This window comes from Pseudomonas sp. NPDC087346 (assembly GCF_044744235.1).
In the GTDB taxonomy this organism is placed as follows: domain Bacteria; phylum Pseudomonadota; class Gammaproteobacteria; order Pseudomonadales; family Pseudomonadaceae; genus Aquipseudomonas.
In genome coordinates this window covers 83,679-101,192 of record NZ_JBIUXX010000004.1, presented here as the reverse complement: position 1 = coordinate 101,192, position 17,514 = coordinate 83,679, and the positions used below count along the sequence as shown (strand labels likewise).

Below are 17,514 nucleotides of genomic sequence, written 5' to 3'. Positions count from 1 at the left end.
GCACAGATTTTGGGGTTGCTTCGCAACCCAACGGGGATAAATCCCCTCACCACAGTCGAGTTACTTCCGTTGATTGAGTGTGGGCAGTTTTTTGGGGCTGCTGCGCAACCCAGCGGGAGCAAGCTCCCTCGCCACAGATCGCAATGAGGCCGTAACTGTTGCGCCTATTCCTTTGGCACGACGTTATCCAGCGCCTGATTCACCGCCAACTCCCCCAACATCACAACCTGGGCAATGCCTAACGCCGTATTGCGACCCGGCCCGTCCAGTGTTCCGGCGAAATCACCTAGCATCACCGTGGCCGAGGCCAGGGATTCGCAGGCGTTGGCCAGCAGGGATTCGGTGTCGGTTTGCGGGTTGACCATGAACATGCTGCTGGGGGTGTAGGGGGTTGCCATGATTTGTGCGGGAGCGAGGTAGTGGTCGAGGGCGCGTTCGGCGGCTTCGTGGAGTTTTCTTGAGTTGAGTGATTCGTACGGCGATACCGAATCAGTGATCGGCGGGTTGGGTGTAGTTTCGGGCATCAGTTGGAACTCCGATCGAGGCACTTTGAAAGAATGAGTCTGTGTAGGAGCTGCCGAAGGCTGCGATCTTTTGATCTTGTTTTTAAAAACAAGATCAAAAGATCGCAGCCTTCGGCAGCTCCTACACAGACTCATTCTTTCAAAGTGCCTCGATCGGAGTTCCAACTGATGCCCGAAACTACACCCAACCCGCCGATCACTGATTCGGTATCGCCGTACGAATCACTCAACTCAAGAAAACTCCACGAAGCCGCCGAACGCGCCCTCGACCACTACCTCGCTCCCGCACAAATCATGGCAACCCCCTACACCCCCAGCAGCATGTTCATGGTCAACCCGCAAACCGACACCGAATCCCTGCTGGCCAACGCCTGCGAATCCCTGGCCTCGGCCACGGTGATGCTAGGTGATTTCGCCGGAACACTGGACGGGCCGGGTCGCAATACGGCGTTAGGCATTGCCCAGGTTGTGATGTTGGGGGAGTTGGCGGTGAATCAGGCGCTGGATAACGTCGTGCCAAAGGAATAGGCGCAACAGTTACGGCCTCATTGCGATCTGTGGCGAGGGAGCTTGCTCCCGCTGGGTTGCGCAGCAGCCCCAAAAAACTGCCCACACTCAATCAACGGAAGTAACTCGACTGTGGTGAGGGGATTTATCCCCGTTGGGTTGCGAAGCAACCCCAAAATCTGTGCACGCGGTGTATCAGTTTCACCGCGTGCACAGGTTTACGACTGCTGCGCAGCCGAGCGGGAGCAAGCTCCCTCGCCACAAAAGCTGATTTCCATCCGAGCACTACGCGGGCAATTCAAGATTATCCAGTATCTGATTTACCACCAGCTCCCCGAGCATGATCAATTCTGGCAATCACCAACAGAGTTTGGCGGATAAAATAAATCCGTCACCGTATTCTTTGAATGAATTCATACTCGAAACTCGAAGAAGTCCAATGCGTACCAATCCCATGGATGAATAAAGTCAATTCGAGTGATTCCACTCGCCTCGTATTGGAAGAAAAAAGGGGTCGTAGAGGTACTTTGTCCAAGTATGATTTGCGAACCGATAGGGGTGTCGTCTTTTCCATGAAATTTTAGTGTTATGTATGTAGTATTTATATACGAATGCCAGAAGCTTATTCGGCTGTAAGTGGACTTTAAGTCAATTCGAATGTGTTGGTCGGTTGTGAATCCGCGATCTTCCCCTGTGTTGAGGAACTTCCCTGATCGTCGCCCAGGTATTGTTGGGTGCCCATTTATTTCACCGAAGATACCGATACGTCCCTCACCGGAAACGTACGTGATAAGCATAGACGGTAAATCCATGCTTTCTCCTTGGCGTGCATATTGCGTTACTTGGTTGTCAAAATTTTCAGACAGTAGAGGAGGGGCAGATTTAACAAGATAAATGCGCGCTGGAAACTTTGCCGCCGCCGCCTCATCCATTACTCCAGCAAAGTTAACTTTAACCGTAATACGTAAATCCGTTCCGTTCTTCAAGTCTCTCAACCATGCAATGGGCACAGGTCTGCTTAGTCCCTGTGCCGTACTGAGCACCTCGCCTTTCAAGTCGTCGTAGAAGACGCTGTTTCCTTTGGTGTCAGTACCTTCAAATCGAAGCCAAAGCCTTTCACCGTCTACATGCGTCCATGGCGTAACGGTTAATAGTGCGGCCGCTTGTAGTAATTTTACGTCGAGTTCACTTTCAGTCCTGCCGTCGACTGCTGGCACCGGTAGTCGAGAATCCCCATCCTCAATTTTCAATACATTCACCGTCAGCACTGGCGATTTCCCAACCTGACCACCACCGCGATTCAGATTCCAGAGAAACCTAACCACTTGCCCATGCCGAGCCGCCCAAAACGCCGCACTCAACAACGTGTTCACCCGCTTGTTGCTGTTGAACGCCACCAAAGGAAATTGCGGTGCCCCGACCGGCGCGTCGACTTCAACCAGCCGCGCCCGGTCGCCATCCAGCGCGTTGAGGTCTTGAATTCGTATCGTCACGTCTGGGTATTGCAACGAGTCAATCGGATCTGCCGCCGGGCTCACCACGGACGGTGGAAACAACTTATTAAGCACGTTGTAAACGGTAATCTCCGCCGGCCCATCGATACCTCCGGCTTTTCGCTTGACGGTGTAAGTCAACGCGATGCTCTTGCCTTCTGCGCCATCGATCAGACTGTGAGGTACCTTGATCGACGACAGTTCGTTATCTTCCTCCTCAGACTTCACCAGATAAGCGGGAAGAGGAGTGGGATCGGCGCCTTCCACTTCCACGGTTACCATCACTTCGTCATCTGTTTTGAATTGAGCCGAAGCGCCGATTTCAACCGTTGCACCGTCTGTAACGTCGCCCGGATTCAACTGGTCGCCTTTTGCTTCCTTGATAGTGGCGAACGGTAACTTCGATGATTGAGGCTCACCAACAGTGGACACCAACGGATTCGAATAACTGGTATTCCCTGTCGCATCCCGAACGATGTGGTAGCGCACAATCAACTGTTCACCGCGATGGGCTTCAAAGTACTGCTGAACAAACGCGGCGTTCAGCGGAAACTTTACGGGTTTGCCGGCGCTCAGTGAGTTGAGGGGCTTGTTGTCCGTAAAAAGCAGCGCACCCTGGGCATCATGCAGTTGCCAGTGCACCACATCCCTGGGCAGGGTCGGATTGTTCACGGGGTTGGGGCAGGTGACTTCGCTGATGCCATTGGGCAGATCCTTGGGTTCAAACCTGCCGTCCTGTTCACCGAGCAGGATTGGCGGAACCAGCTCAAGCCTGGGCTCGCCGATGTTCAACGGCGAGGCTGGCAGGGAAGGCCTGCGAACGATCTCGCCGTTCTCGTCTTCGCTGAGCAGGTTATACGATACCTGCAGCGTGCCGCCTTCGCCGGGCTTCAGATACTCGGGGCCCGAAATGCTGACGATGAAGCCGTCGGGGTCATCGGCCTCCTGCGGGGTTGGAAAGATCCAGTCCAGTTCGGGTTCGAAAATGGTGCCGTCCGCGAGGGTAATGCTCCAGATGATTTCGATAGCGGTGTCCGGGGTGATCTTCGGATCGTGTGGGATGCGTACGATCACGTTCGACAAGTCTGGATCCAGCGCACCGCTCACGGCACTTTCGACAATGGGAGCTGCCATGCGTTGGGGCTCGCCGATGATGTTGATGAAGCGGCCTCTGGAACGTTGAATGATGCTGCCGCCACGTTCGAGGTCGAAGAAAAACACCCCCTGGGTTTTTGCCAGTGCCCGGGCACCGTCGTTGTCCATCGGCACCTCGACGACAAGAGGTGGATTTTTGTTGATGCTCTGGCGAGCATCGACCTGCACGGTTTCGCCGTCGAGGGTAGTGCCCTGCAAGTGCATGATGACGATATCGCCAAGTTTGAAATCGACAGGCGATGCTGCAAAGACCTGGAGCAACAATTGCTCGTTATTCAACTGGTCGAGGTCGAGTTCGTTGCCGTCAGCCTGTTGAAGAATCGGCGCATCCAGCCGCGAGTTGCCGGTGTCGACGACGATGCGCGTTTCCTTGCACCAGTCTTCGGAGTCGTTGTCTGCAAAGTCCCTGACAAAGAATGATACCGCCAGCCCTTCGTTGCCGGAGTCACCCGCCGCAAGGATGATGGTTTTGCTGATATGAATGACGATAGGGTTATTCAGCGGGTCGTCGATTTGCACCTGGATGACCGGATCCGACTCCACCAGCTTGCCGCCCCAACTGGCGATGATCACGTCGCCCACGGTGATGCCCGGGTAAGGCAGGTTGGAGCCACTGCCGGGTTTGGCCGTCACCCAAATGTCCACGCCGTTTTCGGCGGTGTCTTTGTCGACACCGTCCTGGACAATTTCCGCCGGCCTGAACTCCATGTGCAGGTTTGAGTGACCCTGCCCGGGATCGGTGTCCTGGCCGGCGGGAATTTCCAGTTTGACCGTAAGTTTGAGCGGTGGAGCAAAAAGCTCCGGCTGTTGAGCGAATCGTGTAACCCGATAGGCCAGTTCCGAGGAGCCGGTCTGAAAACGGCCCGGCGCGACGAACAAGGTCGCGCGCTGGGTCAGTTCGGCGGTCTGGGTAACGGTTTGATGGTCGACCACGAAGTTGTTGAGCAGCAACTCGAGCTTGTCGGCCAGACTTTTGTTCGACCAGACAGGGATCTGCACCTTCAGGCCTTGAGTGGGGAAATTGAGCAGTGCGGCAGCGCGGTTGATGGCCCACTCGCCGCTCGGTAGCAGCTTGGCGCCGGGGATTTCGGGGTCGAGCAAGGCGAGTGTGCCGATGGCTTTTTGGGGTTGGACGAGCATGACGGGCACTCCTGCCGAATGGTGTGGGCGATGGAGTGATTGAGCGATCAAACGAGTGATTTGGCTACTGTCAGATCTGACAGGTCAAGGCGGTTTTTCGACCAGCGGTCGCCCCCTTAAATTCACTCTTCGGTTTTTCTTGCCCGTAAAGACAACGGCCAGCGAATGGACTTGCCTCTTCATCAGCGAATGCCTACAACATTCGAATAGTGACCAAATAGTTTGGATGATCCTTCACCTCCCGAAACCAGATACTTGGTTTTTTTTGCCGGAAATATCCACCAATAGTTACTGGCATCGGTTGACCAGTAATGATGATTTCCCATTGGCCACCGACTCCCATAAGCCGCATATATTTCGTTTAGCTCCGCCATGCTGGGAATCCGGGCACCTCCCGAGGTGACCCTTGAGCTGGCTTCCGACCAATTACCATTCCCGTAGCCGATACAGTGGATCACATTCGTCACTCTCACGTTGTAGCTCTTGGACTGGTTGGCGGCATCTCGGGCGGTGATGGTCGTTTCCCCCCTGCCGCGTACGGTTACCAACCCGGTTCCATCGACTACCGCAACTCCCGTGTTGCTGGATCCATAGGTATAACCTGGCCGGCCACCGGAGGCTTGATGTCGCACCGAGTTACCTGCGTTGGAAGCAGGACGAACGTCGGGGTTGCCGGGAATGATGTAAGTCTTGCCACCCAACGTGACCGGGCTGGTATTGAAGATCAACGGTGCTAACGGAATCTCCCTGGTGAAGCTGCGCGACACGGTCTGTTGATCGTTGGCTACCGACCTCGCGTACACCGTGTTCGAGCCCAGATGAATGCCGAGGCTGAGCGACCAGACACCGCTCCCGTTGGCAGACACGATTTGCCCTCCCACGTTGTTGAGAAAAACCTGCACGCTGTACAGCGGCGTTGCCGCTCCAGTCACCACCACCGAGGTGTCTGTGGTTGTCCCGCCGTTGCCCAGTTCTCCGCCTGAATGACGGACCGAAGTCAGCGTGGTGGTGTGGTGGGCCCTGACTGTAAATGAGTGGACGGGTGACTCAAGCTGACTTCCATAAAGTGCTTTGGCCTTGAGCAAGTAAAGCTTCTGGTGAAGACCTGATAATACGTTGCTGCCATCGCCGTCGCCGTCCAGATTAATCGGCTGTCCGATTGGCAATGCGCCGTCGTACAGCTGGATTTTTTGGTCGGGATCGGCATTTACACTCGCCGTCACCTGGTAGTCGTAAGTTGTGCCGTTGTTGCCGACGACTCCCTTGCTGTCCCTGACGCCGGTGATACTGGGTAACGTAGCTTCTGTGATGGTGAACGATCTCGGATCACTGATCCTGTCGTCGGCTTCATATTGGGCGATCGCAATGGCGCGATGCAGGCCTGCGATCAAGTCCACGGTGACAGTGAATTGGCTATTGGCATCGACGGTAGGCATACCCTTTGAGACCCCGTCGATTTGCACATCGACTTTTTCCGCTCGTGTCGCTGTACCCTCGATCGTCAAACGCTTGTCGTAGGTCTGGCCCGCTTCGGGAATGACCGTCCCTTGTGCCGACATCACAGCGGTGATGACGGGTGTGACGTACTCGTAGTGCTGGCGAATAACCAGCGGCAATCTCGGGAAAACGATGGCGGCGGCATCTTCATTCGTGCCGTTATCGAAAATGACTTTGCAAACCACGGTGGCGTTGGAGCCGTGAAGCAATTTCAGCAATTCCGTTTTGAGCAGGGTTTCATTCAGGCCTTGAGTGAGTTGCGTCGCGTTCACTTCATGCGCGGTGAGCAGGTCGATTCGATAGGCGCCCGTGCTGCCCAGGCCCTCGATGTACAGCCAGACCAATTGTTTTAGTGCAATAAACGGCCAAGCCTTGACCAGAACGTTCGCGTTCCCGGTGAGCTCCATTACCAGCAATTCACCTGCGGTCGATTGTGGAACTTCGGGTCTTGGCAGTTCCGTTTCAGGGTTCTGAAAGCTGAGAACCTTTAGCGAAAGCACTTCCGAAAGGGTCCACAAGCCATAGCGCTGAACGTCGTAATTGACCGCTACCTCACGGGCGATATTGGCTCCGACAAATGAGGGCGGAAGGTGGAACCTCACGGTGCCCACAACCTCGGCAGGTTTCTCCAGGTCTTCCGAACTCCCGGCGCCTGGCGTCCCCCGCCATTTCAACCCGAGTGTGTCGAGCAAGGCGTCCATGGTCGCGTAGCTGCAATCAATGTCCACGCCATTACGTGCGTCCATTGGGTTCAGCATACCGCTGGGTGCCTGGACAACCGTAGGTGGCGGTAATTTGCCCAGAGGAATGCCGACCAGCACCTCCAGAGGGGCGGAATAGCTGTAATTCCCGGTGGCCGCGTGCAGCAACGTGTAGATAACGGTCACGTAATAGCCGATATTGGCCGAGACATATTGTTTGTCTACGCGGAACCTTACTGGTTGGCCGACCGTTGCCAGTGTGATCGGCACGCTTGCGGTTGTGCTGCCGTACAGGGTGATCCCGATCCAGTGGTAAGTCAGCGTATCGCCCTTGACCCAGTTCACCGGTTTGACCAGCACATGAACCAGTTTGTCTGTTTGAGACGGATCCAGGATGTCATCCGGTGCTTCTTCAACCTTGGGCGCTGGAAGCGTTGCCTGCCATGTTCCCACGGTGACCCGCAGAAACTCGGACTCACTGGTCCCATACTGGCCGGTAGCATCGTTGAATACCCGGTATTGCAGTTTGAGGCTGCCGTTCGCCAGAGCTATAACGTGCTCGCTGCTGACGTAAATCGTCACCTCGCCAGCTTTCTGCTCCTCACCTGAGACGGTGTATTCTTCTTCGTGCAGGTAGGCATCATCGTTAGATTTTTTGCCCAGCCAGATCAACGTGATGTGATCTCCATCGCGGATACCTGAATATCTGATCACCACGGATGCCGCCATTACCGTGAGGGGCAAAATGTTCCCGACCACCTCACTGATTGTCGGAGCCGGCAGTAACGACGGATTGCCGATCACTGTGGCAAAAGTGCGCCTGGAATAAAGCGTCGGGCTGCCATCCTGCTTGCGCAACGCATAGGAGGCATCGAGAGTGCCTTGGGCGAAGAGTTTCACGAACTCATAGGCAACCGGGATTTCATGAATATACGGCGGGGTGCGGACGATGGCTTCAACGCTGAATGTCTGAGGTGGTCTGCCGGGAACCGGCGTGCCGATCACGGTGATCAGGAGAGTGTCACCGGCAGTGAAGATGTCGTCGGTTTCGATCAGGATCTGCAGGGTGACAGGGTTGGCATCCAGGTCTGCAAGAATGATTTTCCCGTCATCCGCTTGCTTGATGATGAGCTCATCGAGGCGTGATACCCCGGCATCAACTTGTACGAAGGCGGCTTCTGACCACTTCACGCTCCAGTTGTAAACCAGATCGCAAACGTCGTAGTGGATCTTCATTTCATCACTGTCACCGGCAGTGAGGATATCTTCGGGTCGGGCCATGACGACAATTTCGACGGTGCCATCCACTTCTGCCTGTGTCAGCACATGTGGCAGAAGAAAAACGCTACCCCACATTGCGAGAATGATGTCGCCCACCGCGATATTCGGATAACGGGTGATGGTCATAGGCACGCCCGTGTCGAGCCACCGCCTGGTCACACCGTTATCGATGACATCCTGCGGTAATCCGATCTTCTTCAGCTCCGAATGCCAAGGCTCGAAGGGGCGCTTGTCGTCACCGGCCGGGTCGTCGATTTCCAGCAACAGCGTCAATTTGGCCGATGGATCGTCAGGTATGGTTTCGCCTGCCCGGGTCAATAGGTAGTGGCAGGTGAAGAGACCCGGTACAAGCCCGTCCTTGGGTATGAAGAAGAACCATCGCTGATTGAGGTGTTCACCCCTGACCTTGAGTTCGCCGACCTTTTGGTCATTCAGGAAAACTTCCAGCAGATCATCGATCGCCATTTTCTGATAAGGGTCGATAAGGGCAAACAACCCTTCAACGAACGCTTCGTATGCGTTTTTGTTGATCCCTCCGTCGGCGCCCGGCACAGGGATAACCATGTCGGCGAAGTAGGCAGGGAACAATCCCGATGCCGGGGCGGGCAGTTCATTGCGACTGGGGAACAGGGACCGACGGAAAGTGAACATGATCAACTCCATCCAGTAGGTGCGACCGTGAACTCAAGGGTTTCTGGCTCTGGAATTTCGAGCTGCGGATCAGGGGCAGGAGTAATTTAAGGCCTGAAGGGGAGGGGTTGGCTACTGTCAGAAATAACAGGTGGCCGGGTATATCCGATGAACGGTTGGTCGTATTGACGGGGGCGAGAGCAGGGTGAAATCAGGGATTGCGCAAGGTTTTCTGTCTGAGGATATAAACCGTCACCAGCACCGCACTCGTCAGCATGAAACCCCGCGCCCACGGCAGTGGCACCAGGTAACACGAGAACAGAATGCTCGCCCACATCAGGCTGATCGCGTAGACCTTGCCCTTGAGCGGAATGCCGTTGCCATCGAGGTAATCACGAATCCACGGCCCGAGCCTTGGATGCTCGACCAGCCATTGATAGAAACGCGGAGAGCTGCGGGCGAAACAGGCGGCCGCCAGCAGGAGGAAAGGGGTGGTGGGGAGAACAGGCAGGAAAATCCCGATTACCCCCAATGCCACGCTCAGCCAGCCAATGGCCAGCAGCAAGTAGCGCAACATCAGGGACCGGTTGCCTATGGGGTTGTCCATAGGCCGGATCTTAGTGGTGACGTGGCTTGAGGATCGCCGGTTTTTCGTCCGGTGCCTGGCACAGCAGGTACAGCGCGGTCAGGGCTTCCGGGATCTGCACGATCATGTCGTCCATCAGGTTGGCGTCTTTGGCGATGTCTTCGAACTCTGGTTGTTCGTCGAACAGGCCCGAGCCCACCATGATCGGCAGCAGCATTTCGCTGACTTCTTCTTCGGCGGTTTCGAACCAGGCGGCTTCACGCAGGAACACGCCTTCCATGAAGCCGATGCACCAGCCGCGCAGTTCGGAATCGTCCGGCTCTTCGCCCAGATCCAGTTCGCACGGCAGCTCGAATTCTTCGTCGGACGCCAGTTGACGGGCGATGTGCGCCTTGAGGCCGATCAGTGTGGCTTCGATCTCTGCGCGCTGCGCGTCATCGGTGTAGTGCGGCTCTTCGGCGAACAGGGCGTCGATCCATTCACGCTCCGGGACGTCTTCGGCGCAGATCGACAGCGCGGTGAGGTAGCCGTGGGCGGCCACGTAATCCAGCGCCTCGTCATGCAGTTCGTCGGCGTCGAGGAAGACTTGCAGGCGGGTGAGTTGCTCAGCGAAGGACATTACGGGGCTACCTTGGGGGAATAAACAATGCGGGAATTCTAGGCCTTCTTGCGCGCTCAAGCCAGCCGCACGGCAGATTTGCCACAATTGCAGGACTGCATCTTGACCCTGTGGGAGCGAGCCTGCTCGCGAAGGCGGTCTCTCAGGCACTTTAAGTATTGACTGATCCACCGTATTCGCGAGCAGGCTCGCTCCCACATGGTTTAGTGTGCATCAGGTTCATCAGAGTCTTATCAGCGGCACCCTGTGCAGGGGAGGGCTCGGGTATACTGCCGCGTTTTGCGATCCCTGCCCGTATTGCGGCTGTCATGCAATGCGCTCTTACGTTTTGTTTAAGCAGCCACGGCTGTTCTGAACCAGCCTGGCAGGGATGTATCAGTAGATTTTTGGAGTTTTTATGCTCGAACAGGCTCAACGCGTCCTCAAGGACATCTTCGGCTACGACAGTTTCCGTGGCCGTCAGGGTGCAATCATTGAGCGCGTGGCCAGCGGCGGTGATGCGCTGGTGCTGATGCCTACCGGTGGCGGCAAGTCCCTGTGCTTCCAGGTGCCTGCGCTGTTGCGTGAAGGCCTGGCAGTGGTGGTGTCGCCGCTGATCGCACTGATGGACGATCAGGTCGCCACCCTTGAAGAGCTTGGCGTGGCCGCTGCCGCATTGAACTCCACACTGAGCGCCGAACAGCAGCGTGATCTGGCAACGCGGATCAAGCGCGGCGAAGTCAAAATGCTCTATCTGGCGCCGGAGCGTCTGGTACAGCCGCGTATGCTGGCGTTCCTGCAGAGTCTTGAGATTTCGCTGTTCGCCATCGACGAAGCGCACTGCGTATCGCAATGGGGTCACGATTTCCGCCGCGAATACCTGCAACTCGGCCAGTTGGCGGAACTCTTCCCCAACGTCCCGCGCATCGCCCTGACCGCCACCGCCGACAAACGTACCCGCGAAGAAATCGTCGAACGTCTGCATTTGCAGAATGCCGAGCGTTTTCTGTCGAGTTTCGACCGTCCGAACATCTTCTATCGTATCGTCCCCAAGGAGCAGCCACGCAAGCAGTTGCTGGCGTTCCTTGCCGAGCGGCGCAGCGATGCCGGCATCGTCTATTGCCTGTCACGCAAGAAAGTCGAAGAAGTCGCGACGTTTCTGTCCGAGCAAGGTTTCCCGGCGCTGCCGTATCACGCCGGGCTACCCAACGATCTGCGTGCCTATCACCAGAAGCGCTTCCTCAACGAGGAAGGCCTGATCATGGTCGCTACCGTGGCGTTCGGCATGGGCATCGACAAGCCCAACGTGCGCTTTGTTGCCCACCTCGATCTGCCGAAATCCCTTGAGGCCTATTACCAGGAAACCGGACGTGGCGGCCGTGACGGTCTGCCGGCGGACGCGTGGATGGCCTACGGTCTGCAAGACGTGGTGATGCTCAAGCAGATGCTGCAAAACTCCGAAGGCGACGAGCGGCACAAGCGTCTGGAGCAGCACAAGCTCGACGCCATGCTCTCGCTGTGCGAAGAAACCCGCTGCCGTCGCCAGACGCTGCTGGCCTACTTCGACGAAGATATGCCCGAGCCTTGCGGCCACTGCGACAACTGCACCGACGGCGTGCAGACCTGGGACGCCACCGAGCCTGCGCGTCAGGCGCTGTCGGCGATCTTCCGTACGGGCCAGCGTTATGGCGTCGGCCATCTGGTGGATGTGCTGCTGGGCAAGGACAACGAAAAAATTCGCAGCTTCGGTCACCAGCATTTGTCGGTGTGGGGCGTAGGCAAGGCACTGGGCGAAAGCGAATGGCGCTCGCTGTTCCGTCAGTTGGTGGCGCGGGGTCTGGCCGATGTCGACCATGAAGGCTACGGCGGCTTACGCCTGAGCGACACTTGCCGGCCTTTGCTCAAGGGCGAAGTGAGCCTGGAACTGCGCCGCGATCTGAAACCGCAAATCACCGCCAAGAGCGGCAGCAAGAGCCCGGCCAGTCAGCTGGTGCGTGGCGAAGAGCGCGAACAGTGGGAAGCCCTGCGTGCGCTGCGACGCAAACTCGCCGAAGAACACGGCGTGCCGCCATACGTCATTTTCCCCGACTCGACGTTGCTGGAAATGCTCCGCAGCCAACCGAGTTCGCTGGCGGAAATGGCCACAGTCAGCGGCGTCGGTGCACGCAAGCTGGAGCGCTATGGCGACGCCTTCCTCGAAGTGCTCGGCGGGCAGGCTGAAGTGCCGAAAGTCGTGGCTGACGTGCGCCATGAACTGATCACGCTGGCCCGCGCCGGCATGACCCCGCTACAGATCGCCGGTCAATTGCTGTGCTCGGAAAAGAACGTTTACACGATGCTCGCCGAGGCCATCGGCAAGCAGCAGTTGTCGCTGGAACAGGCACTGGATCTGCCGGAAGAACTGATGGGCGAAGTGCAGGACGCATTCCTCGACGGCGAGGGTGAACTACCGCCGGTCGCGGAAATTGCCGCGCTGTTTGCCGGCCGGGTTCCGGAAGGCGTGCTGTATTGCGTACGGGCTGCGCTGCAATCGGAATTTGAAATGTGAATGGTGTTCGCTGAATCGTTGTACGGATGTAACGATTCAGTACAGAGCAACTCTTGCCTATAGCTGTGGGCCATGCTTAGCTGACTAATAATTAGATTTCTCTATTTTTAGCCTAATCATGAGTGTTTTATGCCGTTAACCGATCAACACCGCTTTGGCATGCAGTTGGCCCAGATGTCTCGTGGCTGGCGTGCCGAACTGGATCGCCGCCTCGCCGGGCTGGGGTTGTCCCAGGCGCGCTGGCTGGTGCTGCTGCATCTGGCGCGCTTCGAAGAAGCCCCGACCCAACGTGAGCTGGCGCAAAGCGTCGGCGTCGAAGGGCCGACCCTCGCACGCTTGCTCGATAGTCTGGAAGGCCAGGGTCTGGTGCAACGCCAGTCCGTGATGGAAGACCGTCGAGCGAAAAAAATCGTCCTCTGTGCGCCAGCCCTGCCGTTGATCGAACAAATTGAAACCATTGCCGCGCAATTGCGCCTTGAGCTGTTCGAAGGCGTCGACGAGGCGGATATGAAGGTGTGCATGCGGGTTCACGGGCACATTCTGGCCAATCTCGAAAAATCTTGAGGCATAACCACACGCCGGTTTTTTGAGGGATCGCGCAGAGCAGACTATAAGAACTACTGGGCAATATCGTGTTCGTACCGGATGTGCGAACGCATAGAAACCGGTTTTGCTTATTTAAGGGATGCTCATGCTCGCAAGTCGGCACGTGGTACTGCGCGGTTGCGCCAAATGGCTGCTGGTCGCAGGTGTACTCAGTTATTCGAGCTGGTCGCTGGCATTGGGGCTGGGTGATATCACCATTCATTCAGCGCTCAATCAGCCGCTCAAGGCCGATATCGCGCTGGTGGATGTCGGCGGCCTCAGCGAAAGCGAACTGTCGGTCAGCCTGGCCACGCCGGACGAGTTCGGGCGGGCCGGGGTCGAGCGGGTGTTCTTTCTCAACGACCTCAAGTTCACCCCGATCCTGCGTGGCAGTAGTCAACTGATCCGCGTGACCTCCAGCAAACCGGTCAACGAACCTTTCCTGAATTTTCTGGTGCAGCTCAATCAGCCCAATGGCCGCTTACTGCGCGAATACACGGTGCTGATCGATCCTCCGGGCTCTCCGGGTATCGTCCCCTCCACGGTCGAGCCTGATCCGCGCCCACAATCCTCTGGCTTCCCGTCTGTCGAGCCCGCCGCGCCGGTAACGGCCGCTCAAGGCAAACGCGACTCTGCGCCTGCCGCGCCGAAACCATCGCCTGTCGCCACGTCCGTCAACGATGCTCTGGCCGAGCAATTGGCGGCGAGTGTGCTGGCAAACCAGCAGATGCAGAAAACCATCGATGAACTGAATGCGAAAGTGCGGGAGCAGCAAACGCTGATCGCCGACGGCAAAAAGCAGGCGAGTGATCTGCAAGAGCGCTTGATGGAATTGCAAAAAGCGCCGCCAGCCATCAGCCCGCCAGTGCCGACCCCGGGTGCGGCGCCGGTCGAGGCCTCCGATGAAGGCCCGAACTGGCCCCTGCTCGGCGGTTTTCTGGTGCTGATGGGCTTACTTGCAACGGGGTTTTGGCTCCGTCGCCAGCGCCAGCAAGCGCAGGACGAAACGCTGCCGGTTCTGCCGCTGGCCAATGAGTCGACGACTGATGAGCCCCAAACGGCTGATGCCACCAGTTCAAGCGCAGTCGCTATGCATCGTGATGAACCGACAAACGGCGACGTGCTCGAAGCGGTAGGGATTTATCTGGCGTATGGGCGACTTGGCGAAGCACTCGGCCTGTTGCGCGACGCGTTGCACAAAGAGCCCGAACGCATTGATCTCGGTCTGCAACTGCTGGAGGTTCTCGGGCGCCAAGGCGCCAGTGGCGCTTTTGACGAGCAGGAAAGTCATCTGCGCAATCTGGGTGTTGATGAGCAGCAATTGCGGGACATTCGTGCCCGACATCCGAAACTCGTCACAGCCGTGCCGGTGCTGCCGATCGCACCTGCTGCCGCCGTCACTGCGGTGCAACCTGCAGCGGACACGGATTTCGAGTTGAATCTGGATCAGCTGTCGATGGATTCCAGCTGGGATCTGGAGGACAGCAAGCCTGCCAGCGCCGAGTCGGCGGCTGACGTGTCGGCTCTGGGCTCCAGTCTGGAAGTGTTGCCGGTGGATTTCGAACTGCCTGAAACCCCGACTGCCGAATCGGCGCAAGAATCCGAGCTGGAGTGGATCGCCGACGCCGAGACACCACTGCTGGATGATGACTTTCTCAATGAGTTCGGTGACCTCGGGCAGACGCTGGAGTTGGCGCCGCTGGCATCTGATCCAGTAGATGAGGCGAACGCCGGCAAGCTTGAACAGGCGCAAACCTGCATTGACGACGGTGACATCGACAGCGCGATTGCCTTGCTCAATGAGCTGCTCAAGGACGGTGATGAACCGTTGCGGCAGACGGCGCGGACGTTGCTGGCCGGGATTCGCTGAAGTCCTTTCTTGGCGGCGTAGCTAAAACCGCCATCGCGAGCAGGCTCACTCCCACAGTGGTTTGCGGTGTACACAAAACCTGTGGGAGCGGGCTTGCCCGCGAAGACTGACTTTCAGCCACCATCATCCTTGACGTTTCACTCCATTCAGAACGTCTGCCCAAGATTCAGATAAACCGCCTGCTCATTCGCATCATTCAAACCGTAGGTGAAGTTCAACGGCCCCAGCGGCGTGTCGAAGCCGATAAACACGCTCGCCGCATTGATGTAGCCGCTGTCGAACTCATTGTCGTTGTTCCACGCCCGGCCACGCTCCAGCGAAGCGCCGGCGTACAGCGGGAAGTCCAGCGGCAGGTAGGCGCGCGGTGTCAGTCGGCGGTAATACACGGCGCGCATCAGGCTGACGTTTTGTCCGGAGATCGCATCTTCGCGAAAGCCTGACAACTGCCGTGCGCCGCCGAGCAGGAAGCTCGATGTCACCACATTGGCGTCGTCCAGCGTGCGCCCGTAGCGCCCGCCAAGAATCAGCGTGTCCGGGCCACTGCTCATGGCTTTGTCTGCCTTGAACTCCCATTGGCGATAACGCGTGTCCGACCCGAGGCTTGGCTCGAATTGCAGAAACGTCAGGCTGATGTCCTTGCCTTCGTGGGGGAAGTAAACGTTGTCCAGCGAATCGAACGAATACTTCAGCGTGTAGAAACCTTCGTTGAAGTTTTCGCTCGGCAGATCCTGATCTCCGATCCGTACATCCGCCTTGCCCCAGGCTTCGCCGACACCGAAGCGCACTTCGCCGCTGTTGCCGATCTGCCGGCCGACGTTGAGGCCGAAACCGTAGCGTTCGACGCGGTACTGCGCGATCGGATCGTTATCCAGTATTGATTCGACGTTCTGTGCTTCGAACGCCGCATACGGCGCGATGAAGTAGCGCGAACCGACGTCCAGTGGCTGATAGAACTCGGTGTAGAGTTCCTGTTTATCGCCGATCTGCGCCCGCGTCAGCCATTCGGCGCCGAGGCGGTTGATGCCATTGACCCGATAACTGGCACCGAGGTTGAAGGCGCTGTCGCCGCGCATGTCGTCCGACAGATTCAACCCGACTCGCAGATAATCTGTGCCGCTGCGCTTGCCGCGAGCGCTGATCACCAAGGTGTGATCCTGGCCCTTGTGCACCACGCGGTATTGCACTTGTTCGAAGTAATCGAGACCGTACAGGGTGCCCATGTCCGAGTGCAAACGGCCCAGGTCCAGCGGCTCGCCGATGTGTTGGCGGATGTAGTAGCGGATGACATCGTCACCCACTTTCGAGTCGTTCTCGACCTTGATTGCGGTGATGATCGGCGTGCGTTGCCCCGGTGCCCGGGCGGCGTTGAGTTCGGCGTCCTGAAACTCGGCAGGTTTGAGCCGGGCGAGGCGTGCATCGAGAATCCGCGTGGCGCGGTAACCGGCATCGATCATCTCCTGCGCTTTACCGAAATCGGTGACACCGAAACTCGCCAGCGCCGGCTGGATCAGCACGTCATCGGGGTGCAGGGCTGCCAGTTGTTCTTCGGAGTTGCGCCGGGTCATCAGGGTGATCGACTGGTTCAGCACATCGACCACGGTGGTCAGTTGCTTGCGATTGCGCAGCGGCGTACCGATGTCGACCACGATGGCGATATCGACCCCCATTTCCCGGGCCACATCGAGCGGGATGTTGTCGGTCATGCCGCCGTCCACCAGCAACCGGCCATCGAGTTCGACCGGCGCAAACACTGCCGGGATCGACATGCTGGCGCGGATCACCTGCGGCAGGTGACCTTTGCGGAACACCACTTTTTCGCCACTGGCGATGTCGGTGGCCACGGCGCGGAAGGGAATCGGCAGCTTGTCGAAGTCGCGGGTGTCGCTGGTGTGGGCCAGCAGGCTTTCCAGCAGCAGCGAGAGGTTCTGGCCCTGAATCACCCCGATGGGCAGGCCGAGGCTGCCGTCGTCGCGAAAGCTGAGTTTCTGTTTCACCAGAAAATCACGGTCATCCTGTTTTCGGCGAAAAGGCACGTCTTCGCGGGGCGGCGCATCCGACAGTGCCTGCTGCCAGTCGATGCTCAGCGCGAGTTTTTCCAGCTCATCGATCTTATAGCCCGAGGCATACAGGCCGCCGACCACTGCACCCATGCTGGTGCCGGCAATCGCGTCGATCTTGATGCCTTGCTCTTCGAGTGCCTTGAGCACGCCGATATGCGCCAGCCCACGAGCGGCACCGCCGGACAGCACGAGGCCGACTTTCGGTCGCGAGGTTTCCTCGGCATGAGCAAAAAATGGCAGCAGACCTAGCAGCAGGCAGAACAACAAACGGTGCATGGTGAGTCTCGGGGCAAGCGATAAAGCCGGCTATTATAGCGGCGCCCCTCTGCCTCAGGAGTT

The 17,514-nt window shown here is 57.6% G+C and carries 10 protein-coding genes; 4 read left to right on the top strand and 6 right to left on the bottom strand.

Features of this window, described 5'->3' with window-relative positions:
• Nucleotides 1-164 precede the first annotated feature (164 nt).
• Entirely contained in the window at nucleotides 165-524 is a 360-nt protein-coding gene (locus ACIOZM_RS04100) for a DUF6124 family protein (RefSeq protein WP_401209910.1), read from the bottom strand.
• A gap of 168 nt (nucleotides 525-692) precedes the next feature.
• On the opposite strand from ACIOZM_RS04100, the gene ACIOZM_RS04095 reads away from it, so the two are divergent.
• A complete protein-coding gene (locus tag ACIOZM_RS04095) occupies nucleotides 693-1,052 on the top strand; it encodes a DUF6124 family protein (RefSeq protein ID WP_401209910.1) in 360 nt (119 codons plus the stop codon).
• Between the two features lie 392 nt (nucleotides 1,053-1,444).
• Here ACIOZM_RS04095 and ACIOZM_RS04090 read toward each other — a convergent pair whose 3' ends face one another.
• From ACIOZM_RS04090 to ACIOZM_RS04075, 4 genes are all read right to left on the bottom strand, one after another.
• Nucleotides 1,445-4,819 carry a hypothetical protein gene (locus ACIOZM_RS04090; protein ID WP_401209907.1) on the bottom strand — a complete coding sequence of 1,125 codons (3,375 nt, stop codon included), beginning with the start codon at nucleotides 4,817-4,819 and terminating at the stop codon, nucleotides 1,445-1,447.
• Between the two features lie 182 nt (nucleotides 4,820-5,001).
• On the bottom strand, nucleotides 5,002-8,949 hold the full coding sequence (locus ACIOZM_RS04085; RefSeq protein WP_401209905.1) for an Ig-like domain repeat protein: 3,948 nt from the start codon (nucleotides 8,947-8,949) through the stop codon (nucleotides 5,002-5,004).
• 190 nt (nucleotides 8,950-9,139) lie between these two features.
• A complete protein-coding gene (locus ACIOZM_RS04080) occupies nucleotides 9,140-9,535 on the bottom strand; it encodes a YbaN family protein (protein WP_401209902.1) in 396 nt (131 codons plus the stop codon).
• Nucleotides 9,536-9,545: 10 nt separating this feature from the next.
• Nucleotides 9,546-10,133, bottom strand: a complete 588-nt coding sequence (locus tag ACIOZM_RS04075) for a UPF0149 family protein (protein WP_401209899.1) — start codon at nucleotides 10,131-10,133, stop codon at nucleotides 9,546-9,548.
• 397 nt (nucleotides 10,134-10,530) lie between these two features.
• On the opposite strand from ACIOZM_RS04075, the gene recQ reads away from it, so the two are divergent.
• The 3 genes from recQ (at nucleotide 10,531) to ACIOZM_RS04060 (ending at nucleotide 15,115) form a co-directional block, all read left to right on the top strand.
• The gene (recQ, locus tag ACIOZM_RS04070; protein ID WP_401209896.1) at nucleotides 10,531-12,660 is read left to right on the top strand and encodes a DNA helicase RecQ; all 2,130 of its coding nucleotides are present in this window, start codon (nucleotides 10,531-10,533) and stop codon (nucleotides 12,658-12,660) included.
• Nucleotides 12,661-12,789: 129 nt separating this feature from the next.
• Entirely contained in the window at nucleotides 12,790-13,224 is a 435-nt protein-coding gene (locus ACIOZM_RS04065; RefSeq protein WP_401209893.1) for a MarR family transcriptional regulator, read from the top strand.
• A gap of 127 nt (nucleotides 13,225-13,351) precedes the next feature.
• On the top strand, nucleotides 13,352-15,115 hold the full coding sequence (locus tag ACIOZM_RS04060; RefSeq protein WP_401209890.1) for a FimV/HubP family polar landmark protein: 1,764 nt from the start codon (nucleotides 13,352-13,354) through the stop codon (nucleotides 15,113-15,115).
• Between the two features lie 146 nt (nucleotides 15,116-15,261).
• Here the strand turns inward: ACIOZM_RS04060 and ACIOZM_RS04055 are convergent, their stop codons facing one another.
• Entirely contained in the window at nucleotides 15,262-17,451 is a 2,190-nt protein-coding gene (locus ACIOZM_RS04055) for a patatin-like phospholipase family protein (protein WP_401209887.1), read from the bottom strand.
• Nucleotides 17,452-17,514: the final 63 nt, after the last annotated feature.

Coding starts and splice junctions, on each gene's coding strand:
- ACIOZM_RS04100 (WP_401209910.1), bottom strand. CDS start 524: ATGCCCGAAACTACACCCAACCCGCCGATCACTGATTCGGTATCGCCG.
- ACIOZM_RS04095 (WP_401209910.1), top strand. CDS start 693: ATGCCCGAAACTACACCCAACCCGCCGATCACTGATTCGGTATCGCCG.
- ACIOZM_RS04090 (WP_401209907.1), bottom strand. CDS start 4,819: ATGCTCGTCCAACCCCAAAAAGCCATCGGCACACTCGCCTTGCTCGAC.
- ACIOZM_RS04085 (WP_401209905.1), bottom strand. CDS start 8,949: ATGTTCACTTTCCGTCGGTCCCTGTTCCCCAGTCGCAATGAACTGCCC.
- ACIOZM_RS04080 (WP_401209902.1), bottom strand. CDS start 9,535: ATGGACAACCCCATAGGCAACCGGTCCCTGATGTTGCGCTACTTGCTG.
- ACIOZM_RS04075 (WP_401209899.1), bottom strand. CDS start 10,133: ATGTCCTTCGCTGAGCAACTCACCCGCCTGCAAGTCTTCCTCGACGCC.
- recQ (WP_401209896.1), top strand. CDS start 10,531: ATGCTCGAACAGGCTCAACGCGTCCTCAAGGACATCTTCGGCTACGAC.
- ACIOZM_RS04065 (WP_401209893.1), top strand. CDS start 12,790: ATGCCGTTAACCGATCAACACCGCTTTGGCATGCAGTTGGCCCAGATG.
- ACIOZM_RS04060 (WP_401209890.1), top strand. CDS start 13,352: ATGCTCGCAAGTCGGCACGTGGTACTGCGCGGTTGCGCCAAATGGCTG.
- ACIOZM_RS04055 (WP_401209887.1), bottom strand. CDS start 17,451: ATGCACCGTTTGTTGTTCTGCCTGCTGCTAGGTCTGCTGCCATTTTTT.